The following is a 23,445-nucleotide window of genomic DNA, read 5'->3' on the forward strand; positions in this document are numbered from 1 at the left end:
CCGCCTGCGAAAGCCCGACGCGCCCCGTTCGGCCGAGTGTCCCGGCCCCTCGCGTCACCGTTCCGTTCCCGTAGCCCCTTCCCCTGCCCCCAGGAGGCACCCCCGTGACCGGCCGTCCCTCAGGCAAGAAGTCCAGCACCGTACGGAAGGCGCCCGTGCTCGACCCGGGTGACCGGGCCCGGCTGCTCGCCGGGGAGCATCACGATCCGCACGGTCTGCTCGGCGCGCATCCGGTGAAGGGCGGGGTCGTCATCAGGGCGCTGCGCCCGTGGGCGAAGGAGGTCGCCGTCCTCACCAAGGGCAAGCGGCTCCTGATGGACGACGACGGCGACGGGCTGTTCTCGGTGTTCGTCCCGCTGCTGCGGAAGGTCCCGGCGTACGAGCTGCGGGTGCGGTACGACGGGGACGAGATGCCCGTGCACGACCCGTACCGCTTCCTGCCGGCCCTCGGCGATCTCGACCTGCACCTGATCGGCGAGGGCCGGCACGAGGAGCTGTGGACGGCGCTCGGCTCGCACCCCATGACCCACGAGGGCGTGGCCGGCACCCGCTTCGCCGTGTGGGCGCCGAACGCGCGCGGGGTGCGGGTCACGGGCGACTTCACGCACTGGGACGGCACGGCGCTGCCGATGCGTTCGCTGGGGTCGACGGGCGTGTGGGAGCTGTTCGTCCCGGGGATCGGCGAGGGCGCGGTCTACAAGTACGACATCGCGCGGCCCGACGGTTCGCACACCGTCCGCGCGGACCCGATGGCGCGTCGTACGGAGTGCCCGCCGAACACCGCGTCGATCGTCACCGCGTCGCACCACACGTGGGAGGACGCGGAGTGGATGGAGCGGCGCGGGGCGCGCCCGCCGCACGAGGCGCCGATCTCCGTCTACGAAGTCCACCTGCCCTCCTGGCGGCCGGGGCTGACGTATCGGCAGCTCGCCGAGCAGCTGCCCGCGTACGTCCGCGATCTCGGGTTCACGCACGTGGAGCTGATGCCGGTCACCGAGCACCCCTTCGGCGGGTCCTGGGGCTACCAGGTCACCGGGTTCTACGCGCCGACGGCCCGCATGGGCACCCCGGACGACTTCCGGTTCCTGGTCGACGCGCTGCACCGGGCGGGGATCGGGGTCCTGATGGACTGGGTGCCGGCGCACTTCCCGAAGGACGACTGGGCGCTCGCGGAGTTCGACGGGCGTCCGCTGTACGAGCACGAGGACCCGCGCCGTTCGCACCATCCCGACTGGGGGACCCTGGAGTTCGACTACGGCCGCAAGGAGGTGCGGAACTTCCTCGTCGCCAACGCCGTGTACTGGTGCCAGGAGTTCCACGTGGACGGGCTGCGGGTGGACGCGGTCGCGTCGATGCTCTACCTGGACTACTCGCGGGAGCACGGCGAGTGGGCGCCGAACGAGTTCGGGGGCCGGGAGAACCTGGACGCGGTCCGCTTCCTCCAGGAGATGAACGCCACGGTGTACCGCCGCTGCCCCGGCGTCGTCACGTTCGCCGAGGAGTCGACGGCCTGGGACGGGGTGACGCGGGCGACGGACCAGGTGGGTCCGGGCGGCTTCGGCGGTCTGGGCTTCGGCATGAAGTGGAACATGGGCTGGATGCACGACTCGCTCCAGTACGTGGAGAAGGAGCCGGTGCACCGCAAGTACCACCACCACGAGATGACGTTCTCGATGGTGTACGCGTACAGCGAGAACTACATCCTGCCGATCTCGCACGACGAGGTGGTGCACGGCAAGCGGTCGCTGGTGTCGAAGATGCCGGGCGACTGGTGGCAGCAGCGCGCGAACCACCGCGCCTACCTGGGCTTCATGTGGGCGCACCCCGGCAAGCAGCTGCTCTACATGGGGCAGGAGTTCGCGCAGGGCGCGGAGTGGTCGGCGGACCACGGGCCCGACTGGTGGCTGCTCGATCCGGCGTACGGGGCGGAGGCGGACCACCGGGGGGTGCGGGACCTCGTCCGGGACCTGAACACGGTGTACACGGCGACGCCGTCGCTGTGGGAGCGGGACACCGTCCCGGACGGTTTCCAGTGGGTGGTGGGGGACGCGGCGGAGGACAACGTCTTCGCGTTCCTGCGGTTCGACGGCTTCGGCTCGCCGCTGCTCGCGGTGTGCAACTTCTCGCCGGTGGTGCGGCACGACTACCGGCTCGGGGTGCCGGACACGTTCGCGGCCTGGGCGGAGGTCCTGAACACGGACGCGGCGCGGTACGGCGGCTCGGACGTGGTGGGCACCGACCCGGTGAAGACCGAGTCGGTGCCGTGGCACGGCCGCGAGGCGAGCGTGCGGATGACGCTGCCGCCGCTCGCGACGGTGTGGCTCAGGCCAGCCTGATGACGCCCATCCGCTGAGTGGCCCGGGTGAGCGCCACGTACAGGTCGTTGATCCCGTGCGTGGCGCCCTCCCGGATGCCGTCGGGGTCGACGACGAGGACCGTGTCGAATTCGAGGCCCTTCGCCTGCCGGGGGTCGAGGAGGACGACCGGCCGGGTGAGGTCGGGCTTCGGGCCGTACGAGGCCTCGGGGAGCGCCGCGATCAGTCCGGGGTGGAACTCGGACGGGGCGATGACGGCGATCCGGCCCTCCTCGCGGAGTTCGGCGGCGACCGCGTCGGCGGCCTCCTTCACCGGGTCGTCGACCGTCCGGTCCCAGGGCTCGACCCCGGTGGAGCGCACCGAGCGGGGCGGTTCGAAGCCGGGTTCGGCGGCCCTCCGGACCTCGGCGGCGACGGCCATGATCTCGGCGGGCGTGCGGTAGTTGACGCCGAGGCGGACGTGGTCCCAGCGGTCCTCGACGTACGGGCCGAGGATGGACTCCCAGGCGCCGACGCCGGCCGGGTCGCCGGTCTGGGCGGGGTCGCCGACGAGGGTCATGGAGCGGTTGGGGCTGCGGCGCATGAGGAGCCGCCAGGCCATGGCGGAGAGCTCCTGGGCCTCGTCGACGATGATGTGGCCGAAGGCCCAGGTGCGGTCGGCGGCGGCCCGCTCGGCGGCGGTGCGGTGGTCGGCCTCCTCGTGCCGCTCGGCGAAGCGCTCGGCGTCGATGATGTCGTGGGCGGAGAGGACCTCGGAGGCGTCCTTGTCGAGCTCCTCCTTGTCCTCGAACTCGTAGGTGCGGGAGGCGAAGGAGACGTCGAGGACGCCCTGCGCGTACTGGATCTGCTTCTGCCGCTCGGCCTCCTCGGCGGCGCGGGCGGCGGAGTCGTCCTGGCCGAGGAGTTCGGCGGCCTCGTCGAGGAGGGGTACGTCGGCGGGGGTCCACGGCCCGCCGTCGCGGCGGATCGCCCCGGCGTCGGCCTCGGATCCGAGGTGCGTGGGCTCGGCGAGGTAGTCGGCGAGGAACTCCTGCGGGGTGAGCGGCGGCCACAGGGTGTCGATGGCGGCGTGGACGTCGGGGTTGGCGGCGATGCCCTTGGCGAGCAGGGCGATGTCGTCGGGGCCGAGGAAGTTGGGACCGCCGTAGGGGTCGGCGCCGATGCGGTCGGCGAGCTGCTCGGCGAGCGCGTCGAGGATCCGGAAGACGAAGTAGGGGCGGGCGAGGTTGTGCGGGAGGAAGGTCTCGCGGGCCTTGTGGCGGGCTTCGAGGGCCATGTCCCAGTCGATGACCAGGTCGCCGTCCTCGTGGGGCACGATCAGCGGCTCGCCGCGCTCGGGGACCTGCTGGCGGTCCCGTACGGCTTCGGCGAGCGCGTCGGCCATGGCGGCGGCGCCCTTCACGGCGGCGGCGCGCGGGGTGTCCGTACCGGTGGCGCGGACGCCGGGGAACAGCTCGGCGGGGGTGGCGAGGAGGACGCCGGTCTCGCCGAGGGAGGGCAGCACGTTGCCGATGTAGCCGAGGAAGGCGGGGTTGGGGCCGACGATGAGGACGGCCCGCTTGGCGAGCTGCTCGCGGTGCGCGTAGAGGAGGTACGCGGCGCGGTGCAGGGCGACGGCGGTCTTGCCGGTGCCGGGGCCGCCCTCGACGACGAGGACCCCTCGGTGCGGGGAGCGGATGATGGCGTCCTGCTCGGCCTGGATGGTCTGCACGATGTCGTGCATGCGGCCGGTGCGGGCGGCGTCGAGCGCGGCGAGCAGCACCTCGTCGGCGTCCCGGCTCTCGTGGCCGGTGCGGGTGGCGTCGGCGAGGTCGAGGACCTCGTCGTGGAGGGAGACGACCTCGCGCCCCCGGGTGGTGATGTGCCGGCGGCGGGAGAGCCCCATCGGCTCGTACCCGGTGGCGAGGTAGAAGGGGCGGGCGATCTCGGCGCGCCAGTCGACGACGAGCGGGGTGCGGTTCGGGTCGTCCTCGCGGATGCCGAGCCGGCCGATGTGGTGGTCGCGGCCGTCCTTGAAGACGAGCCGGCCGAAGCAGAGCCCGCTCTCCCCGGCGTTGAGCGCGGAGAGCAGCCCGGACTGCTCGGCGACCATCACGTCCCGTTCGAGCCGTCCCTGGCTGCTGCCGACCCCGGGGGTGCGCAGCGCCCGCTCGACGGCGGCTTCGGCCTGGTCCCTCAGGTCGTCGAGTCGTGCGTAGAGATCGGTGATGAACCGCTGCTCATTCCGAAATTCCTCGGTTGACAATTCGACTCCCGGCGCGATACAGTGCGTTTATTGAACTTCTCCGTACTTCCGGTATGCCCGGATACGGAATCAATGAATATACGCGATGCAATACCCCGACTGTCAATTCTAGTCGGGGTATTTCTGTATGCCTCGGTGTCGGGCCGCTCAGGCCAGCACGTCCTCCAGTTCCGCCAGGAGCCGGCGCTTCGGGCGGGCGCCCACGATCGACTTCACGGGCTCGCCCCCGCGGAACACCACGAAGGTCGGCGTCCCGAGGATCCCGTACCTCAGCGCGGTCTCCGGACTGTGGTCCACGTCGACCTCCACGATGCGCAGCCGCTCCGCCTCCTCGGCGGCGAGCGCGCCGAGCACCGGCTTCATCTGCCGGCAGGGCCCGCACCACTCCGCCGTGAACTTCACCAGGACCGGCAGCCCGGCGCCCAGCACCTCCGTGCCGAAGTCCGCGTCCGTGACCCGGGCCACGCCCTCCGCGTACGTCGTCATGTCCGTCACCCCTTCGTCTCCGTCTCCGCTTCGAGTTCGCACCGGGGCTCCGGGCCGTGCGGCAGTTCCGCCTCGGCCCGCAGCAGCTGGGCGCCCACCTGGGCGCGTACCGCCCGGAGCTGTTCGATGAGCCCGTCCAGCTCGGCGACCTTCCGCCGGTAGACGGCGATCGACGCGGGACAGGAGTCCCCCGCCGGATGCCCCGCACGCAGGCAGTCGACGAACGGCCGCGTCTCCTCCAGCTCGAACCCGAAGTCCTGCAGGGTCCTGATCTGCTGGAGCAGCCGCAGGTCGTCCTCGTCGTAGGTGCGGTACCCCTGCTCCGTACGCCGGGCGGTCAGCAGACCGCGGGACTCGTAGTACCGCAGGGTCCGCGTGGTCGTCCCGGCCCGCTCGGCCAGCTCTCCGATGCGCATGTCCCCGACGGTAGGCCTTGACGCCGACGTCAAGGCAAGGGCTCAGCGCGCGGACGACGGCAGGAGGGGTTTGCGGACCACCGGGGAGGACAGCACGATCGAGGTCGTGGTCCGGCCGAGGGCCGAGGTCTGCTCCAGGACGTCTTCCAGGTGGATGGTGTCGGTGACGGCGACCTTCAGGATCCAGCAGTCCTCGCCGACCACGTGGTGGACCTCCAGGACCTCGGGGCGCGCGGTCAGCTCCAGGGTGCGGGGGTGCTTCAGGGTGTAGCCGCCGTGCGGGTTCACGCGGATGAAGGCCTGGATGCCGTAGCCGAGCACGGCCGGCGAGACGTGCGCGCCGTAGCCGGTGACCGCCCCGCTCGCCTCCAGACGGCGGACCCGTTCGGTGACGGCCGCGGGGCTGAGCCGGACGCGGCGGCCGAGCTCGCTCAGCTTGATGCGGCCGTCGGTCTGCAGGAGGTCCAGGATCTGCCGGTCGATGGGGTCGAAAGCGGCCGCCGACGTTTCGTCGGTGGCGGCTCGCGAATGCCGTGGTTCCTTCGGCGGGACGGCCTGCACTCCCATGTTTCCCCCTTCAATCGGCAAGCGCACAACGTAACACTTGTGCACAGAGACAAGGGAGTTGGGGGAGTTGGGATCCATGGACATCCTGGTGATCGGCGGGAACCGCTATTTCGGAAAGCGGCTCATCGCGCTGCTGCGGGAATCCGGGCACCGGATCACGGTGCTCAACCGGGGTTCTTCCGCGGCCCCGGAGGGAATCGAGCAGCTCGTCGCCGACCGTGACGACGAGAGCGCCCTCGCATCCGTCCTCGCGGGCCGTTCCTTCGACGTCGTCGTGGACCAGGTCTGCTACACGCCGCGCCAGGCCGAGATCGCCCGGCGGGTGTTCGCGACGCGCACCCGGCGCTATGTGATGACGTCGACGGTCGAGGTGTACGAGTACGAGGACTCCGCCGTCCCGGTCGCCGAGTCCGCCGTGGACCCGGCCACGGTGACCGTCGACACGGGACTGCCCTGGCAGGACCCGGAGTTCCTCGACGCGCACTACGGGGAGGGGAAGCGGCAGGCCGAGGCGGTCTTCGCGGCGGGCGGCGCGCCGTTCGCCTGGGCCTCGGTGCGGGTGGCGCACGTCCTCGGCGGCGCGGACGACTTCACGGGCCGGCTCGACCACTACGCGCGGCGCATCCGGGCGGGCGAACCGATCGCCGTGCCGGTGGTGAACCGCCCGGCGACCTATGTGTACGTGGAGGAGATCGCGGCGTTCCTCGCGTGGGCGGTCGGGGCGGACTTCACCGGGCCGGTGAACGCGCACTCCCACTCCCCGCTCACGACGGCCGACATCTGCGCGGAGATCGAGAAGCTGGTGGGCGGCCGGACGGTGTTCCGGGAGGTGGAGGTCGGGGAGGTCTCGCCGTTCTCCTTCGCTCGCTCGTACGCCATGTCCAACTCCCGGGCGGAGTCGCTCGGTTACACCTTCACGGACTCCGGCGAGTGGCTCGCCGAGGCCGTCTCGGAGACGATCGGGGCGATGCGCCGATGACGCGGTACCGGATGCTGGGGGACGTACGCGTCGGGGCCGTCGGGCTCGGCACGATGCCGCTGTCCATCGAGGGCCGCCCGGACGAGGCGCGGGCCGTCGCCACGGTGCACGCCGCGCTCGACGCGGGCGTGACCCTCCTCGACACCGCCGACTCGTACCACCCGCCGGGCGGCACACCGGGCGAGGGCGAGCTCCTCGTGCGGCGCGCCCTCGCCTCGTACGGCGGCGGTACGGACGGCGTGCTCGTCGCGACGAAGGGCGGCCGGGGGCGTACGGCGGACGGCGGCTGGACCGTGGACGGCCGGCCCGGGCACCTGCGGCGCGCGGCGGAGGACTCGGCGCGGCGGCTCGGCGGCGGCCCGATCGGCCTGTACCAGCTGCACAAGCCGGACCCGGCGGTCCCGTACGCCGAATCGCTCGGTGCGGTCAGGGAGCTGCTGGACGCGGGCACGGTACGACTCGCGGGCGTCTCGAACGTGAGTACCGAGCAGATCGTCCAGGCCCGCGAGATCCTGGGCGACCGGCTGGTCTCCGTACAGAACCGCTACTCGCCGGCGGTGCGGGACAGCGAGGCGGAGCTGCGGCTGTGCGCGTCGCTGGGCCTGGCGTTCCTGCCGTGGAGCCCGCTGGGCGGGATCTCGCGGAGCTCCCTGGACGGGGCGTCGGCCCTCGAGGAGGACCCGGAGTTCGGCGCCTTCCACCGCGTGGCCCGCGCGCACGGTGTCAGCCCCCAGCAGGTGGCCCTGGCCTGGCTCCTGACCCGCTCGGAAACGGTCCTCCCGATCCCGGGCGCGAGCCGGCCGTCCACGGCGCGGGACTCGGCGGGCGCCACGACCCTACGGCTCACGCCGGAGGACCTGACGGCCCTGAACAGGAACTGACGGGCCCGCCGTTGTGGGCATGCGTTCCGCCGGGGCGAGGGGGGTCCCCCTCGCCCTGCGGGACGATTGCCCACACGGGCGGGGCGCGGGCCCGCACGGGGCGGGCCCCGGTGGATCAGACGCCCGCCCTGGCCTTCTCCTCGCCCTCGTCCGCGCGCTGGTCCGGGACCACCCCCGTCCCGTGCCCGTCGTCCACCAGCGTCGTCTCGTCGAACGGGACCCGCCCCGCCAGGACCTCCGCCGCGCGCGCCTTGTCGATCTCCTTCGTCCACGTGCCGACGAGCACCGTCGCGACCGCGTTGCCCGCGAAGTTGGTGAGGGCGCGGGCCTCGCTCATGAAGCGGTCGATGCCGACGATGAGGCCGACTCCGTCGACGAGTTCGGGACGGTGGGACTGGAGGCCGCCCGCGAGCGTGGCGAGGCCCGCGCCCGTCACCCCCGCCGCGCCCTTCGACGCGATGATCATGAAGGCGAGGAGCGAGACCTGCTCGCCGAGCGACAGCGGGTCGCCCATCGCCTCGGCCGTGAACAGCGAGGCCATCGTCAGGTAGATCGCGGTGCCGTCGAGGTTGAAGGAGTACCCCGTCGGCACGGTGATGCCGACGACCGGCTTGCTGACGCCCAGGTGCTCCATCTTCGCGATGAGCCGCGGCAGCGCGGACTCGGACGACGAGGTGGAGAGGATCAGCAGGAACTCGCGGCCCAGGTACTTCAGGAGCGACCAGATGTTGATCCCGGCGATCAGGCGGAGCAGCGTACCGAGGACCACGAAGACGAAGAGCCCGCAGGTGACGTAGAAGCCGATCATGATCACGGCCAGCGACTTCAGGGCCGCGGCACCGGTCGCGCCGACCACGGCCGCGATCGCGCCGAACGCGCCGACCGGCGCGGCCCACATGATCATGCCGAGGATGCGGAAGACGAGCCGCTGGATGTGCCCGATCCCGCGCAGGACGGGCTCCCCGGCGGAGCCCATCGCCTGGAGCGCGAAGCCGGCGAGGAGGGCGACCAGGAGGGTCTGGAGGACCTCGCCCTCGGTGAAGGCGGAGACGAGGGTCTTCGGGATCATCCCGAGCAGGAAGTCCGGCGTCGACTCGCTCGCGCCCTCGGCCTGCTTCGCGCCCGCCTCGGCGATCTCCTTGGTGAGGTGGAGCCCGGAGCCGGGCTCCAGGAGGTTGCCGACGAGCAGACCGATCGCGAGTGCGACGGTGGACATCACGAGGAAGTACCCGAGGGCGAGGCCGCCGACGGCGCCGACCTTCGCGGCCTTCCGCACCGAGCCGACGCCGAGCACGATCGTGCAGAAGATGATCGGCGAGATCATCATCTTGATCAGGTTGACGAAGCCGGTGCCGAGCGGCTTGAGCTCGACGGCGACGCCCGGCGCCAGGAAGCCGACCGCGATGCCGAGCAGTACGGCGCCGATGACGGCCAGATAGAGATAGTGGGTACGGTCCCGGCGTGCGGCCACGGGGTCCTCCTCGTGCTGATGGGTGTCCACGTCCCGGTGGACCTCCGCGACTATCCATCAGCCTGTGACCCGGGTCACGGTTGCGTGCGTTTCGTTCACGGCGGGACGGGAACGATTCGGGAACGCGGTGCCGCCGCCCACGTTCCCACGTGCACACTTACCCGCATGCGTCTCCGCCTCCCCCGCCCCCGCAGCCTCGCCGGCCAGCTCTTCGCGATGCAGGTCGTGCTCGTGGCCGTCGTCGTGGCGGGGTGCGCGGTCTTCGCGTACGTCACGGACCTCACGCAGGCCGAGGAGACCGCGCGGCGCCAGGCCACGGCGACCGCCGCGGCCGTCGCCGACTCGCCGTCCGTGGTCGCCGCCGCGCACTCCGCCGATCCGACGGCCGCCCTCCAGCCGTACGCGGAGTCGCTGCGCCGTCACGCGGGCGTCGCCTTCGTGGTGGTCATGGCCCCGGACGGCACCCGCTGGACGCATCCGGAGCCGGAGCAGATAGGCCGCACGTACCTCGGCCACATCGAGCAGGCACGGCAGGGCCGGATCTACTCCGAGACGCACCTGGGGGTCCTCGGCCCGTCCGTGCGGACGGTGGCGCCGGTCCTCGACCACGGCCGGGTCGTCGCCCTGGTCAGCGCGGGCATCACGATCGACAAGATCAGCGAGCAGGTACGGAAGCAGGTGACCGCGCTGCTCGGGATGGCGGGCGCGGCACTCACGCTCGGCGGTGCGGGGACGTACGTCGTGAACGCCCGGCTGCGCCGCCACACGCACGGCATGAACGCCACCGAGCTGAGCCGTATGCACGACTACCACGAGGCCGCGCTGCACGCGGTGCGGGAGGGGCTCGTGATGCTCGACGGGCGGCGGCGGATCGCCCTCATCAACGACGGCGCGCGGGAACTCCTGGGCCTGGACGAGGCGGTCGTCGGCCGGCCGGCCGCGGACCTCGGCCTGCCGGCGTCGCTGACCGGCGCGCTGCTCTCCTCGGAGCCGCGCGTCGACGAGACGCACCTGACGGCGGACCGGGTCCTGGTCGTCAACACCCGTCCGGTGGTGGGCGGGGAGCGCCGCGGCACCGTCGTCACGCTCCGGGACCGCACCGAACTCCAGGCGCTCTCCGGCGAGCTGGACTCCGAGCGGGGCTTCACGGAGGCGCTGCGCTCCCAGGCCCACGAGGCGGCGAACCGGCTGCACACGGTCGTGTCGCTCATCGAACTGGGCCGGGTGGCCGAGGCGGTGGAGTTCGCGACGGCGGAACTGGAACTCGCCCAGGCGCTCACCGACCGGGTCGTCGACGCGGTGGGCGAACCGGTCCTCGCGGCGCTGCTCCTGGGCAAGGCGGCGCAGGCGAACGAACGGGGCGTGGAGCTGGTCCTCACCGAGGACAGCCGCATCGACGACGGCCGGGTGCCGGCGGCCCTGCCCGCCCGGGACCTGGTGACGATCCTGGGCAACCTCATCGACAACGCGGTGGAGGCGGCCGGCGGGACCCCGCACGCGCGGGTGACGGTCACGGTCGCGGCCCGCGCGGGCGACGGCGAGCTGCTGCTCCGGGTCGCCGACAGCGGCCCGGGCGTCCGCCCCGCCGACCGCGAGGCGGTCCTCGGCCGCGGCTGGTCCACCCGGGGCCCGAACCGGGGCCTCGGCCTCGCCCTGGTGCGCCAGGCGGTCACCCGGGCCTCGGGCACGCTGCACCTCGCGGACGCGGAGGAGGGCGGCGCGCGGTTCACGGTCCGCCTGCCGCTGGCCGCGGGCGCCGCTGCCGCCGGGTCGGATCGAACGAGCGCGGGGCTCCCTGCGGGCGCGGCCGGCACGGCAAGCATGCCCGGCCCTGCGGGCGCGGCCGGCACGGCAAGCGCACCGGCCCCTGCCGGTGCGGCGCGCCCTGGGGGGCCGGGGGCGCCGGGCCCCGGCGGCGGGAAGATCCCCGGTGCCCCCACCGCCGCCACCCCGGAGGTCGCCCCGTGAGCCCCCACCCCCTTCGCGTCCTCGTCGTCGAGGACGACCCCGTCGCCGCCGACGCGCACGCGCTCTACGCCGGGCGCGTCGAGGGGTTCACCGTCGTCGGGGTCGCGCACTCGCGGGCCGCCGCCGTGCGGGTGCTCGACCGGACCCCCGTCGACCTGATCCTGCTCGACCTCTACCTGCCCGACGGCCACGGCCTCCAGCTGCTGCGGGCCCTGCGCGCCGCCGGGCACTCCGCCGACGTCATCGCCGTGACCTCCGCCCGCGACCTGGCGGTCGTCCGCGAGGGCGTGTCCCTCGGCGTCGTCCAGTACGTCCTGAAGCCGTTCGCCTTCGCCACCCTCCGGGACCGGCTCGCCCGGTACGCCGAGTTCCGCGCGGCCGCCGGCGAGGCCTCCGGCCAGGACGAGGTGGACCGGGCCCTGGCCGCGCTCCGGGCCCCGCACCCCGCCACGCTGCCCAAGGGCCTCAGCGCCCCGACGCTCGAAGCCGTCACCCGCACCCTCCGGGCCGCCCCCGCCGGGCTCACCGCCGCCGAGGCCGGTACGGCGGTCGGGATCTCCCGGATCACCGCCCGCCGCTACCTGGAGCACCTGGTCACGGAGGGCCGGGCCGTGCGCGCCCCGCAGTACGGGCAGATCGGACGGCCCGAGCTCCAGTACCGCTGGGTCGACGGACCGGGGCGCGGTTACTGACCGGTTCCCACGTTCCTACGACGCCGCACGTTGGGGGAACGCACCGTAGCCAGCCGTCACCCTTTGTACCTACCGTGGCCGGGTGCACCAACCCTCCCCGCCCTTCGACGCCCAGGCCGCGCGCCGCCTCCGCGAGGGCCTCGGCATGGCCTTCGGCCACGTCGCCTACGGCCTGCGCGCGCAGTACGGCCTCTTCGTCGCCCCCGAGACGGTCGTCGCCTGGGAGCGCGGCCAAGCCGTCCCGAACGAGCAGGAGCTCACCGCCCTCGCGGGCGTCCTGTGGTGCTCCCCCGCGGAGCTGATCGTCGCCGCCGCCACGCTGCGCGAGCACCGGGTGGCGCGCGGGCTCTCCACCGAGGAGCTCGCCCGCCGGGTGGGCGTGGCGCCGCACGCGTACCGGCGGATGGAGGACGAGGGCAGCTGGCGCGGCACCGAACGCCAGACGGCCGCCCTCGCGGAGGTGCTCGGTCTCGGCCCGCGCGCCCTGATCACCGCGACCGGCGGCGACGAGGCCCTCGCCGAGCTGCTGCGGGACGCGGCGACGACGCGCTGGCAGGCGTACGTGAAGCCGATGGTGAAAATGGTGCCGCTGCCCAAGCGGATCGTGGAGTCCGCGCTCCAGCAGCTCCACACGGAGTACCACGCGCGGGTGGTCGCGACCAGCAGCTGGGGCGCCATCGGGACGACCGGCGACGAGGGCCGCGCCTACCTGGACGAGATCACGGCCCGCTTCTGGGCCGCGGTGGGCCCGTAGATCATCGTCGACCGTGGCCGTAGATTGGCCGCCGTGAGACGACACATATCCTTCGACCGCCTCCACAACTTCCGTGATCTGGGCGGCTATCGGACCGCCGACGGCGGGACCGTGCGGTGGGAGGTCCTCTACCGCTCCGACTCCCTCGGCAAGCTCGCGGACGCCGGCCCCGCCGACCTGGAGCGCTTCCGCGCGCTGGGCGTGGGCACGGTGATCGACCTGCGCTATCCGTGGGAGATCGCCGGCAAGGGCCGCCTGCCCGAGACCGAGGAGGTCTCCTGGCACAACCTCTCCATCGAGCACCGCCCCTACGACCAGGAGGCGATCGACCCGGCCCTCGACCCCTGGCGCTACCTCGCCGACCGCTTCGCCGAGGTCGCCGAGGACGGGGCGGAGGAGCTCCGTACGGCCCTGGAGCTGATCGCCGCCGCCGACGGACCGCTCGTCTTCCACTGCGCCTCCGGGAAGGACCGCACGGGTCTGCTCGCGGCCGTCGTCCTCGGCCTCCTGGAGGTCCCGGACGAGGAGATCCTCGCGGACTTCGCGCTCACCGAGCTGGCCACGGAGCGGCTGATCGACGACTGGCGGGCCGCGCACCCGGGCCGGGAGCCGCGCTGGCCGGGCTACGGCCGGGCGCCCGCCGACGTCATCCGGCTGTTCCTGGCGGACCTGCGCGAGCGGTACGGCTCGGTGCACGGGTACGTCACCGGCCACGTCGGGCTCGACCCGGAGGTGGTGACGGCGCTCAGGTCCCGCCTGGTGGAAGCCCCCTGAGGCCCTGAGGCCCGCCTCTCAGTCCCTCCTGTCGAAGTCGAACAGCTGGCCCGCCCCGTCCGCTGCGCACGGCGCCTGGGCGAGGCGGGCCCAGGCGGCCGACCGGTCGCCGACGACGGTGACGCAGCTGCCGGGGGTCGCGGAGCCGACCGGGACGATCCGGTAGCCCTCGACCGGGGTGCCGTACGCCTCCAGGGCGAAGGTCTCGACCCGGGTCGGGTCGTCGCACGCGGCGTCCTCGTACGCGGCGTCGGGCGTCCGGCCGCCGGAGGGTATTCCGGAGCAGCCGGGGCCGGAGTCGGGGTGGTCCGAAACGATCCGCCACCGGCCGCCGCCCGCCTCGGCCAGCGAGTAGAGCGGGAGACCCGCGGCGGCGCACGGCACCTGGAGGACCCGCCCGGTGCGGGTGCCGCGCCGCTCGCCGAGGCAGAACTCGGTGCCGGCCACCCGGATGCGGACGTCTCCGGCGGCGGGTGCGGTGGGGGTGCGGGGCGGGTGCCCGGTGTGCCCGTCCCGCAGGAAGGCGACGACGCTGAGGCCGGCGAGCACGAGCCCGGCGAGGGCGACGGTGGCGACGAGGCCGCGCCGTATCCGGGAGCCGGTCGCGGACGGGGCCCCGCCGGTGGCGCCGCACGGGTCGTCGGCGGCACCGGGCCAGACGGGATCGGCCACGGGGCCCCCGTCCTCCCGTGGATCAGGAGCGTGCTCCCCCGGCGTCATCCGCGCCTCCCACCGTCCGCCGTCGGCCGTCCGCCGGACAGCGTCGGGACGTGTCCGGGACGGTCCCAGCCTTGTTGATCCCGCGCCGGGGCTCAAGAGTGGAATCCGGCATTTCCGGGGGCGATGCCGGACATGGCGAAGTGGCCCCGACCGTCCACGGGGGGACGGTCGGGGCCACCGGGCCTCAGGAGCGGGTCTCCTAGAACACCGACTCCGCCTCGCGCATGCGGTCCGCCGGGACCGTCTTCAGCTGGGTCACGGCCTCCGCCAGCGGCACCATCTCGACGTTCGTGCCGCGCAGTGCCGTCATCCGGCCGAAGTCGCCGCGGTGCACGGCCTCCACGGCGTGCCAGCCGAAGCGGGTGGCGAGCACCCGGTCGTACGCGGTGGGCGTGCCGCCGCGCTGGACGTGGCCGAGGATGACGGGCCGGGCCTCCTTGCCGAGGCGGCGCTCCAGTTCGTACGCGAGGGCGGTGCCGATGCCCTGGAAGCGCTCGTGGCCGAACTGGTCGATCTCGCCCTTGCCGTAGTCCATCGTGCCCTCGGCGGGGTGCGCGCCCTCGGCGACGCAGATGACGGCGAACTTCTTGCCGCGGGAGAAGCGCTCCTCGACCATCTTGACCAGGTCGGCCGGGTCGAAGGGGCGCTCGGGCAGGCAGATGCCGTGGGCGCCGCCGGCCATGCCGGACTCCAGGGCGATCCAGCCGGCGTGCCGGCCCATCACCTCGACGACCATGACGCGCTGGTGGGACTCGGCGGTGGTCTTGAGCCGGTCCATGGCCTCGGTGGCGACGCCGACGGCGGTGTCGAAGCCGAAGGTGCGGTCGGTGGAGGAGATGTCGTTGTCGATGGTCTTGGGGACGCCGACGACGGGCACGCCGGCCTCGTGGAGCATCCGGGCGGCGGTGAGGGTGCCCTCGCCGCCGATCGGGACGAGCGCGTCGAAGCCGCTCTTCTCGATGAGCTCCTTGGCGTTGTCGCAGGCCGCGCGGAAGCGGTCGCGCTCCAGGCGGGAGGAGCCGAGGATGGTGCCGCCGCGGGCGAGGATGCCGCTGACGGCGTTGAGGTCGAGGGCGCGGTAGCGGCCGTCGAGGAGGCCCGCGTAGCCGTCCTCGAAGCCGATGACCTCGTCGCCGTAGTGGGTGACGGCCCGGTGCACGACCGACCGGATCACTGCGTTCAGGCCGGGGCAGTCGCCGCCTGCGGTGAGAACTCCGATGCGCATCGTGCTTGGTCTCCTGCTCGGTCGCGGTCCGTTGTGAGCCACCGCAATTCTCACACGCGCCGCCTGAGGGGCGCGCTCGTCGTCGGTCCGCGCGTCCCGGGGGCGGGCTCGCGGGGGCCTTTCGTCCCGGTTTTCCGGGCCCTTCGTCCGGCGGGCGACGTAACCATCGGCGGGGGTATTGTCAAGGGGGTAATGCCGCCCTATCGGGGCTTTCTGAGCACTGTCGATTGACGTACGGGCCGTTGACCGGTGCCGCGAGGGCACCGCTCGGCCCCTTCCGCAGGACTGGACAGGAGACCACGGCGTGACGCGCAGCGTGTACGTGACCGGGATCGACCGCGGTGACGGCCGCCAGGTCGTCGAGCTGGGAGTCATGGAGCTCCTCACCCGCCAGGTGGACCGGGTGGGGGTGTTCCGGCCGCTCGTGCACCACCGTCCCGACCGGCTCTTCGATCTGCTGCGCTCCCGCTACCGGCTCACCCAGGACCCGTCGACGGTCTACGGCATGGACTACCACGAGGCCTCCGCGCTCCAGGCCGAGCAGGGCACCGACGAGCTGGTCTCCCGGCTCGTCGACCGCTTCCACACCGTCGCCCGCGACTACGAGGTCGTCCTGGTGCTCGGCACCGACTTCGCCGCGACCCAGCTCCCCGACGAGCTCGCGCTCAACGCCCGGCTCGCGAACGAGTTCGGCGCCTCCGTGATACCGGTGGTCGGCGGCAAGGGCCAGCCCGCCGAGTCCGTACGGGCCGAGGCGCGCAACGCCTTCCGGGCGTACGACGGGCTCGGCTGCGACGTGCTCGCGATGGTCGTCAACCGGGTGGCGGGCGAGGACCGCGAGACCATCGCCGAGCGGCTCGCGACCCGGCTCCCCGTCCCCTGCTACGTGCTGCCCGACGAGCCGGCGCTCGCCGCGCCCACGGTCGCCCAGATCACCCACGCCCTGGGCGCCTCCGTCGTCCTCGGCGACGACTCGGGGCTCGCCCGGGACGCGCTCGACTTCGTCTTCGGCGGCGCGATGCTGCCGAACCTCCTCAAGGCGCTGACCCCGGGCTGTCTCGTCGTCACCCCCGGGGACCGGGCCGACGTGGTCGTCGGCGCGCTCGCCGCGCACTCGGCCGGCACCCCGCCGATCGCCGGTGTGCTGCTCACCCTGAACGAGCGGCCCGGCGAGGAGATCCTCACCCTGGCGGCCCGGCTCGCGCCCGGCACGCCGGTCATCTCCGTGGCCGGCAACAGCTTCCCGACGGCGGCGGAGCTGTTCGCCCTGGAGGGCAAGCTGAGCGCGGCGACCCCGCGCAAGGCGGAGACCGCCCTCGGTCTCTTCGAGCGGCACGTGGACACCGCCGACCTCCTCAAGCGGATCTCGGTGGCGCGCAGCGGCCGGGTCACCCCGATGATGTTCGAGCACGAGCTCCTCGAACAGGCGCGGGCCGACCGGCGCCGGGTGGTGCTGCCCGAGGGTACGGAGGAGCGGGTGCTGTGGGCCGCGGACGTGCTCGTCCGCCGTGACGTCTGCGATCTGACGCTGCTCGGCGACGTCGAGGCCATCCGCAAGAAGGCCTCGGACCTGAGCGTGAACCTGGGCGACACGCAGCTGATCGACCCGCAGACCTCGGAGCTGCGCGACGCGTTCGCCGAGAAGTACGCGGCGCTGCGGGCCCACAAGGGCGTCACCGTCGAGCTGGCGTACGACGTGGTCTCGGACGTGAACTACTTCGGCACGCTGATGGTGCAGGAGGGCCTGGCCGACGGCATGGTGTCGGGGTCGGTGCACTCCACGGCGGCGACGATCCGGCCGGCCTTCGAGATCATCAAGACGAAGCCGGACGCCTCGATCGTCTCCTCGGTGTTCTTCATGCTGCTGGCCGACAAGGTCCTCGTGTACGGCGACTGCGCGGTCAACCCGGATCCGGACGCCGAGCAGCTCGCGGACATCGCCGTCCAGTCGGCGGCGACCGCGGCCCGCTTCGGGGTGGATCCGCGGATCGCGATGCTGTCGTACTCGACGGGCACCTCGGGCTCCGGCGCGGACGTCGACAAGGTGCGGGAGGCGACGAAGCTGGTCCGCGAGGCGCATCCGGAGCTGCGGATCGAGGGCCCGATCCAGTACGACGCGGCCGTCGAGCCGTCCGTGGCGGCGACGAAGCTGCCGGGTTCGGAGGTGGCGGGTCAGGCGACCGTGCTGGTCTTCCCGGACCTGAACACGGGCAACAACACCTACAAGGCCGTGCAGCGTTCGGCCGGCGCCGTGGCCGTCGGCCCGGTCCTCCAGGGTCTGCGCAAGCCCGTGAACGACCTCTCGCGCGGCGCGCTCGTCAGCGACATCGTCAACACGGTCGCCATCACGGCGATCCAGTCCCAGGCCCAGGAGCTCCCGGCATGACCTCCACCCCCACGCGCGTCCTCGTCCTCAACTCCGGCTCCTCGTCGGTGAAGTACCAGCTGCTCGACATGCGTGACGACAGCCGCCTGGCACAGGGTCTCGTGGAGCGGATCGGCGAGGAGACCTCGCGGATCGTGCACACCCCCCTCCAGGGCGGCGAGAAGCGGGAGAAGAACGGGCCGATCGCCGATCACGCGGCGGCACTGAAGGCGGTCGCCGAGGAACTGTCGGCGGACGGGCTGGGGATGGACTCCCCCGAGCTGGCGGCGATCGGCCACCGGGTGGTGCACGGCGGGCTGCGGTTCACCGAGCCGACGGTCATCGACGACGAGGTGCTCGCGGAGATCGAGCGGCTCGTGCCGGTGGCGCCGCTGCACAACCCGGCGAACCTCATGGGCATCCGTACGGCGATGGCGATGCGTCCCGACCTGCCGCAGGTGGCGGTCTTCGACACGGCCTTCCACACGACGATGCCGGAGTCGGCGGCGCGGTACGCGATCGACGTGGAGACCGCCGACGCGCACCGGATCCGGCGGTACGGCTTCCACGGCACCTCGCACGCGTACGTCTCGCGGGAGACGGCGCGACTGCTCGGCAAGGAGCCGGAGGAGGTGAACGTGATCGTGCTGCACCTGGGGAACGGCGCGTCCGCCTCGGCGGTGCGGGGCGGCCGGTGCGTGGACACCTCCATGGGCCTGACCCCCCTGGAGGGCCTGGTCATGGGCACCCGCTCGGGCGACATCGACCCGGCGGTCACCTTCCACCTGAAGCGGGTGGCGGGCATGTCGACGGACGAGATCGACGTGCTCCTCAACAAGAAGTCGGGTCTCGTGGGGCTCTGCGGCGACAACGACATGCGGGAGATCCGCCGGCGGATCGACGAGGGCGACGAGCGGGCGGCACTGGCCTTCGACATCTACGTGCACCGGCTGAAGAAGTACATCGGCGCGTACTACGCGGTGCTCGGCCGGGTGGACGCGGTGGCGTTCACGGCGGGCGTCGGCGAGAACGCGGCGCCGGTGCGGGCGGCCGCGATCGCGGGCCTGGAGGAGCTGGGGCTCGCGGTGGACGCGGACCTGAACGCCGTGCGGTCCGACGAGGCCCGCGTCATCTCGCCGGTGTACGCGCGGGTGGCGGTCGCGGTGGTGCCGACCGACGAGGAGCTGGAGATCGCGCGGCAGAGCTACGCACTGGTGTCCGGAGAAGTGAACGCCTGAGCGGACCCGCGCCCATTTGTATTTTCCACCAGACGGAATATTCCGCAGCGAAACAAACCGATAGGATCCGCCTCATGCGCCGTTCCAAAATCGTCTGCACGCTGGGCCCCGCCGTCGACTCGTATGAGCAGCTGAAGGCTCTCATCGAGGCCGGTATGAACGTGGCCCGATTCAACTTCAGCCACGGGTCCCAGGCAGAGCACCAGGAGCGGTACGACCGCCTCCGGCAGGTCTCCGCGGACATCGGCCGCGCCGTCGGCGTCCTCGCCGACCTCCAGGGTCCGAAGATCCGACTGGAGACCTTCGCCGAGGGACCGGTCGAGCTGGTGCGCGGTGACGAGTTCACCATCACCACCGAGGACGTCCCGGGCGACAAGTCGATCTGCGGCACCACCTACAAGGGTCTGCCCGGCGACGTGTCCAAGGGCGACCAGGTCCTGATCAACGACGGCAACGTCGAGCTGCGCGTCGTCGAGGTCGACGGCCCCCGGGTCAAGACCATCGTCGTCGAGGGCGGCGTGATCTCCGACCACAAGGGCATCAACCTGCCCGGCGCGGCGGTCAACGTGCCCGCGCTTTCGGAGAAGGACGTCGACGACCTCCGCTTCGCCCTGCGGATGGGCTGCGACATGGTCGCCCTGTCCTTCGTCCGCGACGCCGACGACGTCAAGGACGTCCACAAGGTGATGGACGAGGAGGGCCGCCGGGTCCCCGTCATCGCCAAGGTCGAGAAGCCGCAGGCCGTGGAGAACATGGCCGATGTCGTCGCCGCCTTCGACGCGGTCATGGTGGCCCGTGGCGACCTCGCGGTGGAGTACCCGCTCGAGAAGGTCCCGATGGTGCAGAAGCGCCTCGTGGAGATGTGCCGCCGCAACGCCAAGCCCGTCATCGTCGCCACCCAGATGATGGAGTCGATGATCACCAACTCGCGGCCGACCCGCGCCGAGGCGAGCGACGTCGCCAACGCGATCCTGGACGGCGCGGACGCGGTCATGCTCTCGGCCGAGTCCTCGGTCGGCGCGTACCCGATCGAGACCGTGAAGACGATGTCGAAGATCGTCGCCGCGGCCGAGGAGGAACTGCTCTCCAAGGGCCTCCAGCCCCTGGTCCCGGGCAAGAAGCCGCGCACGCAGGGCGGCTCCGTCGCCCGCGCGGCCTGCGAGATCGCCGACTTCCTCGACGGCAAGGCGCTGATCGCCTTCACGCAGTCCGGCGACACCGCGCGCCGCCTGTCGCGCTACCGCACTCAGCAGCCGATCCTCGCCTTCACGACGGACGAGGGCACCCGCAACCAGCTCACCCTGAGCTGGGGCGTGGAGTCCTTCCTGGTCCCGTTCGTGGACAACACGGACGCCATGGTCGACCTCGTGGACGCCGAGCTCCTCAAGCTCCAGCGCCACAACGCCGGCGACACCATGGTCATCACGGCCGGCTCGCCCCCCGGCGTCCCGGGCACGACCAACATGGTCCGCGTCCACCACCTGGGCGGCGCCGAGCAGGCCTGACCCGCGTGACGCACGACGAAGCCCCCGTCCGGATCGGACGGGGGCTTCGTCGTGTGCGGCTCCCGGAGTGGTACGGGGATCAGCTGGGCTCGATCGTGTTGCGGAGGCCCTTGATCTGGAGGTTGCCGCCGAACTGGCCCGCCTGCTTGATCTTCACGTTGCTGAACCAGACGAGCGAGATGTCCAGCGGCGGCGGGGACTCCGGGCTGAAGGTGATCGGGATGATGCCGAGGAGGTTGCCCTTCAGCTCCTCCGTGTACATCGTCACCGTGCCGCCCGTGATGGTCGACGTCGAGCCCGGCGTGGAGCGGATGTGCGCCGTGCGGCCGTCGGAGTGCTCCGTCATCTGGTGCAGGTCCTTGATGTCCACCTCGGACGCGGTGAACTTGAGGACCTTCTTGATCGTGCCGCTGCCGGTCTTCACCTCGACGATGCCGTGGTACTTGAGGCCCTTCAGGGTGAGCCAGGAGCTCTCCAGGCGCCAGGGCGCGTCCGGGAGCAGCGGGATGCCCGGCTCCAGTTCCGCGTCGGCGAGCGCCTGGGCGTCGTACTCGGGGCACGGGAAGCGGGGCTTGGCCCCGTCGGGTATGTCCGTGTCCTTCGTGACGTCGAGGCCCTTGACGCTGTCGGGGAGCTCCGAGACCTTCACGCCCGCCTCGTCGGCGGCCTGCTCGATCGCCGTCTTCGTCTTCCGCGTGGCCTCGTCCGCCGGCTTCGGCTTCGGGGCCCCGGTGGTGGCGGTCGGGGCCGGGGCGTCGGTCGCCGGCGCCTTGTCGGCGGGGGGCTGCGTCTGCGTGGGCGCGGCCGTGGTCGGCGCCGTGGTGGGCGTGGGCGTGGCCGTCGGCGTCTTGTCGGGGCCGTCGAAGAGGTCCTTCAGGGCGTCGCCCAGGCCCAGCGGGTCCAGCGGGTTCTTGGACTTCGTCGGCGAGGGGGTGGCCGTGGGGGTCGCGGCGGGCGCGGGGGCGGTCGTCGCGTGCTGCTGCGTCTGCGGCGCGGCGGTCTGTCCGCCCTGCGTGGCGGTGGGCGTCGGGGTCGCGTCCGGCGTCGCGGTGGCGGAGGGCGTGGCGGTCGCCGTGGGGGTGTCCGTCGGCGAGGCGGTGGCGGTGGGCTTCGCGCTCTCCGTCGCCGTCTCCGTCGCGTCCGGCGTCGGCTCGTCCGAGCGCGTCACGCAGGGGCCGGGGGCGAAGGGGATGTCCTTGCTGTCCGCGAGGGCGAGCTTGGGCGTGAGGCCCATGCCCACGAACACCGCGGTCGGCATGGCCGCCAGTGCCATCGCCCTCCCCGCGGGGCCCTGGATCCTGTTCAGCAGCGACTTGCGCGGGGCCGCGTGCCGCGGGCCCTCCTTCGCGAGCGCCGACTGATTCTCGTCACCCCGCACTGTTCCTCCCGCCGTTGGCGTCGATCGTCGTTTCGGTCGCCTGGTGCTCCGCCTCGCGCTGCTCCGGGAACGCGGCCACGGGCACGACCTCGGTCCCGTGCTCCGCACCGGCCTCGTACGAGGCCTCCGGCCGGCCGTCGTGCTCTGCCGCGTCCCGGCTCTCCTCGTCCTCCTCGGCCTCCTCGACCGGGGGCGCGGGCGCCCACGAGGCCGACATGGCGCCGCCGATGAGGGAGAACAGGAATCCGACGACGAGGCCGCCGAAGTTCGACACCGGGATGGAGACGAGTGCCAGGACGATCGCCGCGACACCCGCGAACACCCGGACAATGGGCTGGAACCACATCGTCAGCCCGAGCGTGATGAGCAGGACGCCGATGATCAGCGCGCCGGCTCCGGCGGTCGTCGCCAGGGCGAGCGTGATGTTGCCGAGCCGCAGGTCTCCGTACGGGAGGTAGGCGATCGGCACGCCGCCCAGCATGGTGAACAGTCCCGCCCAGAAGGGCCGGGTCTGCCGCCAGACCTTGAACCGGTTCTCCTTTACGGGGACTTCGCGGGAGGCGGGGATCTCGGCGCTCATGGAACAGCTCCCTGGAAGCGGTGTTGCTGAAAAAGATGAAGAAGGAACCTGGCGGGTGGGACCGCACACGACGGCCCCACCCTCCGGAACGGATCGGTCCTTATGGACCGGCCGGTCCTAGTAGCACTCGGCGTCGGTGCCCTTGTGCAGCGACAGGTGCAGGCCGGGCAGCTTGAAGGTGCCGGCCGTGGTGGCCCAGGCCCTCTGCTGCACGTTCTTCAGCGTCGCCGTCTCGGCGCGCTGGCCGAAGCCGTACGGGTTGGCCGCGGTGTTCGGCTGGATGCCCGGCTTGGTCGGGTCCGCCTTGCCGCCGAACTCGTTGAGCTTGCCGGCCGCGACGCCGATGTCGATGTTGTCGAACTGGGCGTCGGCCTTGAGGTCGGAGACATCGAGGTAGATGCCCGTCGCCTGGACCTTGTCCTCGTCCTTGCCCGTCGTCGCGGCCTCGGTGCCGGCCTCCAGGCGGAGGGTGACCGAGTCGTTGATGAACGGCACCTTCGGCGTGACGACCGACTGGCACATCTTGGTGATCTTGGCGGTGGAGAAGCCGGACACCGCGACGGGGGCGGCGATGTCCTTGCCCGTCAGGTCCTTGCCCGTGTCCACGCTGCCGTACTGGACGAAGTTCGTGCCTTCAAGGCTCTGGGCCGAGACCTTGAACTCCTGGCCGGAGATGCTGAAGGACGCGGCGAGCGCGCCCTGGGCCAGGCCGACGCCGATCGCGGCCGTCGCGGCCACGCTCGGGACCATGACGACGGCGAACCGCTTCCATCTGGTTCCGCCACGAACCTGGGACTTCATGAGAATTCCTCCTTCTCGGACGTACATCTCCGGAGGGACCCCGGGGGGCCACCCTGGGATGGGAGAAGAGCTACGTCCTCGGGAA

At 72.4% G+C, this 23,445-nt stretch carries 20 protein-coding genes; 10 read left to right on the forward strand and 10 right to left on the reverse strand.

Annotated elements, in window-relative coordinates; genetic code table 11:
• The first annotated feature begins 104 nt into the window (after positions 1-104).
• Positions 105-2,336, forward strand: a complete 2,232-nt coding sequence (glgB, locus tag GGE06_RS18970) for a 1,4-alpha-glucan branching enzyme (RefSeq protein ID WP_116158753.1) — start codon at positions 105-107, stop codon at positions 2,334-2,336.
• Here the strand turns inward: glgB and GGE06_RS18975 are convergent.
• The 4 genes from GGE06_RS18975 to GGE06_RS18990 all read right to left on the reverse strand — a co-directional run bounded on the left by GGE06_RS18975 (position 2,323) and on the right by GGE06_RS18990 (position 6,029).
• Positions 2,323-4,560 carry a HelD family protein gene (locus GGE06_RS18975; RefSeq protein ID WP_184931317.1) on the reverse strand — a complete coding sequence of 746 codons (2,238 nt, stop codon included), beginning with the start codon at positions 4,558-4,560 and terminating at the stop codon, positions 2,323-2,325. The two genes, glgB and GGE06_RS18975, sit on opposite strands and share 14 nt — an antisense overlap.
• 147 nt (positions 4,561-4,707) lie before the next feature.
• A complete protein-coding gene (locus tag GGE06_RS18980) occupies positions 4,708-5,046 on the reverse strand; it encodes a thioredoxin family protein (RefSeq protein WP_116165302.1) in 339 nt (112 codons plus the stop codon).
• 5 nt (positions 5,047-5,051) lie between these two features.
• Positions 5,052-5,462 carry a MerR family transcriptional regulator gene (locus GGE06_RS18985; RefSeq protein ID WP_116158755.1) on the reverse strand — a complete coding sequence of 137 codons (411 nt, stop codon included), beginning with the start codon at positions 5,460-5,462 and terminating at the stop codon, positions 5,052-5,054.
• Positions 5,463-5,504: 42 nt separating this feature from the next.
• Complete coding sequence (locus tag GGE06_RS18990) at positions 5,505-6,029, reverse strand: Lrp/AsnC family transcriptional regulator (RefSeq protein ID WP_181924502.1); 525 nt, start codon at positions 6,027-6,029, stop codon at positions 5,505-5,507.
• Positions 6,030-6,105: 76 nt separating this feature from the next.
• Between GGE06_RS18990 and GGE06_RS18995 the strand changes: the two genes are divergently transcribed.
• Together GGE06_RS18995 and GGE06_RS19000 are read left to right on the forward strand one after the other, a co-directional pair.
• Complete coding sequence (locus GGE06_RS18995; RefSeq protein ID WP_184931318.1) at positions 6,106-7,008, forward strand: NAD-dependent epimerase/dehydratase family protein; 903 nt, start codon at positions 6,106-6,108, stop codon at positions 7,006-7,008.
• Complete coding sequence (locus GGE06_RS19000) at positions 7,005-7,889, forward strand: aldo/keto reductase (RefSeq protein ID WP_116158757.1); 885 nt, start codon at positions 7,005-7,007, stop codon at positions 7,887-7,889. Before GGE06_RS18995 ends, GGE06_RS19000 begins: the two co-directional genes overlap by 4 nt.
• A 115-nt stretch (positions 7,890-8,004) precedes the next feature.
• Here GGE06_RS19000 and GGE06_RS19005 read toward each other — a convergent pair whose 3' ends face one another.
• Positions 8,005-9,360, reverse strand: coding sequence for a cation:dicarboxylate symporter family transporter (locus GGE06_RS19005; protein WP_184931319.1), 1,356 nt, complete (start codon positions 9,358-9,360; stop codon positions 8,005-8,007).
• A gap of 165 nt (positions 9,361-9,525) precedes the next feature.
• Here GGE06_RS19005 and GGE06_RS19010 point away from each other — a divergent pair, with 165 nt between their 5' ends.
• The 4 genes from GGE06_RS19010 to GGE06_RS19025 all read left to right on the forward strand — a co-directional run bounded on the left by GGE06_RS19010 (position 9,526) and on the right by GGE06_RS19025 (position 13,548).
• The gene (locus GGE06_RS19010) at positions 9,526-11,328 is read left to right on the forward strand and encodes a sensor histidine kinase (RefSeq protein ID WP_246532631.1); all 1,803 of its coding nucleotides are present in this window, start codon (positions 9,526-9,528) and stop codon (positions 11,326-11,328) included.
• Entirely contained in the window at positions 11,325-12,020 is a 696-nt protein-coding gene (locus GGE06_RS19015; RefSeq protein ID WP_116158759.1) for a response regulator, read from the forward strand. Before GGE06_RS19010 ends, GGE06_RS19015 begins: the two co-directional genes overlap by 4 nt.
• Before the next feature lie 82 nt (positions 12,021-12,102).
• The gene (locus tag GGE06_RS19020) at positions 12,103-12,774 is read left to right on the forward strand and encodes a helix-turn-helix domain-containing protein (protein WP_184931320.1); all 672 of its coding nucleotides are present in this window, start codon (positions 12,103-12,105) and stop codon (positions 12,772-12,774) included.
• Positions 12,775-12,807: 33 nt separating this feature from the next.
• Positions 12,808-13,548, forward strand: a complete 741-nt coding sequence (locus tag GGE06_RS19025; protein WP_184931321.1) for a tyrosine-protein phosphatase — start codon at positions 12,808-12,810, stop codon at positions 13,546-13,548.
• Positions 13,549-13,566: 18 nt separating this feature from the next.
• Here the strand turns inward: GGE06_RS19025 and GGE06_RS19030 are convergent, their stop codons facing one another.
• A complete protein-coding gene (locus GGE06_RS19030; protein WP_116158761.1) occupies positions 13,567-14,220 on the reverse strand; it encodes a hypothetical protein in 654 nt (217 codons plus the stop codon).
• 247 nt (positions 14,221-14,467) lie between these two features.
• Positions 14,468-15,493, reverse strand: coding sequence for an ATP-dependent 6-phosphofructokinase (locus GGE06_RS19035; protein WP_116158762.1), 1,026 nt, complete (start codon positions 15,491-15,493; stop codon positions 14,468-14,470).
• Between the two features lie 304 nt (positions 15,494-15,797).
• On the opposite strand from GGE06_RS19035, the gene pta reads away from it, so the two are divergent.
• The 3 genes from pta (at position 15,798) to pyk (ending at position 20,601) form a co-directional block, all read left to right on the forward strand.
• Entirely contained in the window at positions 15,798-17,879 is a 2,082-nt protein-coding gene (gene pta, locus GGE06_RS19040; protein WP_184931322.1) for a phosphate acetyltransferase, read from the forward strand.
• Complete coding sequence (locus tag GGE06_RS19045) at positions 17,876-19,096, forward strand: acetate kinase (RefSeq protein WP_184931323.1); 1,221 nt, start codon at positions 17,876-17,878, stop codon at positions 19,094-19,096. The genes pta and GGE06_RS19045 overlap by 4 nt, the downstream gene beginning before the upstream one ends.
• A gap of 74 nt (positions 19,097-19,170) precedes the next feature.
• Positions 19,171-20,601, forward strand: coding sequence for a pyruvate kinase (pyk, locus tag GGE06_RS19050; RefSeq protein ID WP_116158765.1), 1,431 nt, complete (start codon positions 19,171-19,173; stop codon positions 20,599-20,601).
• Between the two features lie 79 nt (positions 20,602-20,680).
• Here the strand turns inward: pyk and GGE06_RS19055 are convergent, their stop codons facing one another.
• The 3 genes from GGE06_RS19055 to GGE06_RS19065 all read right to left on the reverse strand — a co-directional run bounded on the left by GGE06_RS19055 (position 20,681) and on the right by GGE06_RS19065 (position 23,360).
• On the reverse strand, positions 20,681-21,979 hold the full coding sequence (locus GGE06_RS19055; protein ID WP_116158766.1) for a hypothetical protein: 1,299 nt from the start codon (positions 21,977-21,979) through the stop codon (positions 20,681-20,683).
• Entirely contained in the window at positions 21,969-22,559 is a 591-nt protein-coding gene (locus tag GGE06_RS19060; RefSeq protein ID WP_116158767.1) for a DUF6114 domain-containing protein, read from the reverse strand. Before GGE06_RS19060 ends, GGE06_RS19055 begins: the two co-directional genes overlap by 11 nt.
• Positions 22,560-22,676: 117 nt before the next feature.
• Positions 22,677-23,360, reverse strand: a complete 684-nt coding sequence (locus tag GGE06_RS19065) for a DUF6230 family protein (RefSeq protein ID WP_184931324.1) — start codon at positions 23,358-23,360, stop codon at positions 22,677-22,679.
• Between the last annotated feature and the right edge of the window lie 85 nt (positions 23,361-23,445).

The sequence above is a fragment of the Streptomyces nymphaeiformis genome (genome assembly GCF_014203895.1).
GTDB lineage: Bacteria > Actinomycetota > Actinomycetes > Streptomycetales > Streptomycetaceae > Streptomyces > Streptomyces nymphaeiformis.

Excerpts from the sequence above, each read along its gene's own strand:
- GGE06_RS18980 (WP_116165302.1), bottom strand. The coding sequence starts at position 5,046 with ATGACGACGTACGCGGAGGGCGTGGCCCGGGTCACGGACGCGGACTTC.
- GGE06_RS18985 (WP_116158755.1), bottom strand. The coding sequence starts at position 5,462 with ATGCGCATCGGAGAGCTGGCCGAGCGGGCCGGGACGACCACGCGGACC.
- GGE06_RS18990 (WP_181924502.1), bottom strand. The coding sequence starts at position 6,029 with ATGGGAGTGCAGGCCGTCCCGCCGAAGGAACCACGGCATTCGCGAGCC.
- GGE06_RS18995 (WP_184931318.1), top strand. The coding sequence starts at position 6,106 with ATGGACATCCTGGTGATCGGCGGGAACCGCTATTTCGGAAAGCGGCTC.
- GGE06_RS19000 (WP_116158757.1), top strand. The coding sequence starts at position 7,005 with ATGACGCGGTACCGGATGCTGGGGGACGTACGCGTCGGGGCCGTCGGG.
- GGE06_RS19010 (WP_246532631.1), top strand. The coding sequence starts at position 9,526 with ATGCGTCTCCGCCTCCCCCGCCCCCGCAGCCTCGCCGGCCAGCTCTTC.
- GGE06_RS19035 (WP_116158762.1), bottom strand. The coding sequence starts at position 15,493 with ATGCGCATCGGAGTTCTCACCGCAGGCGGCGACTGCCCCGGCCTGAAC.
- GGE06_RS19045 (WP_184931323.1), top strand. The coding sequence starts at position 17,876 with ATGACCTCCACCCCCACGCGCGTCCTCGTCCTCAACTCCGGCTCCTCG.
- pyk (WP_116158765.1), top strand. The coding sequence starts at position 19,171 with ATGCGCCGTTCCAAAATCGTCTGCACGCTGGGCCCCGCCGTCGACTCG.
- GGE06_RS19060 (WP_116158767.1), bottom strand. The coding sequence starts at position 22,559 with ATGAGCGCCGAGATCCCCGCCTCCCGCGAAGTCCCCGTAAAGGAGAAC.
- GGE06_RS19065 (WP_184931324.1), bottom strand. The coding sequence starts at position 23,360 with ATGAAGTCCCAGGTTCGTGGCGGAACCAGATGGAAGCGGTTCGCCGTC.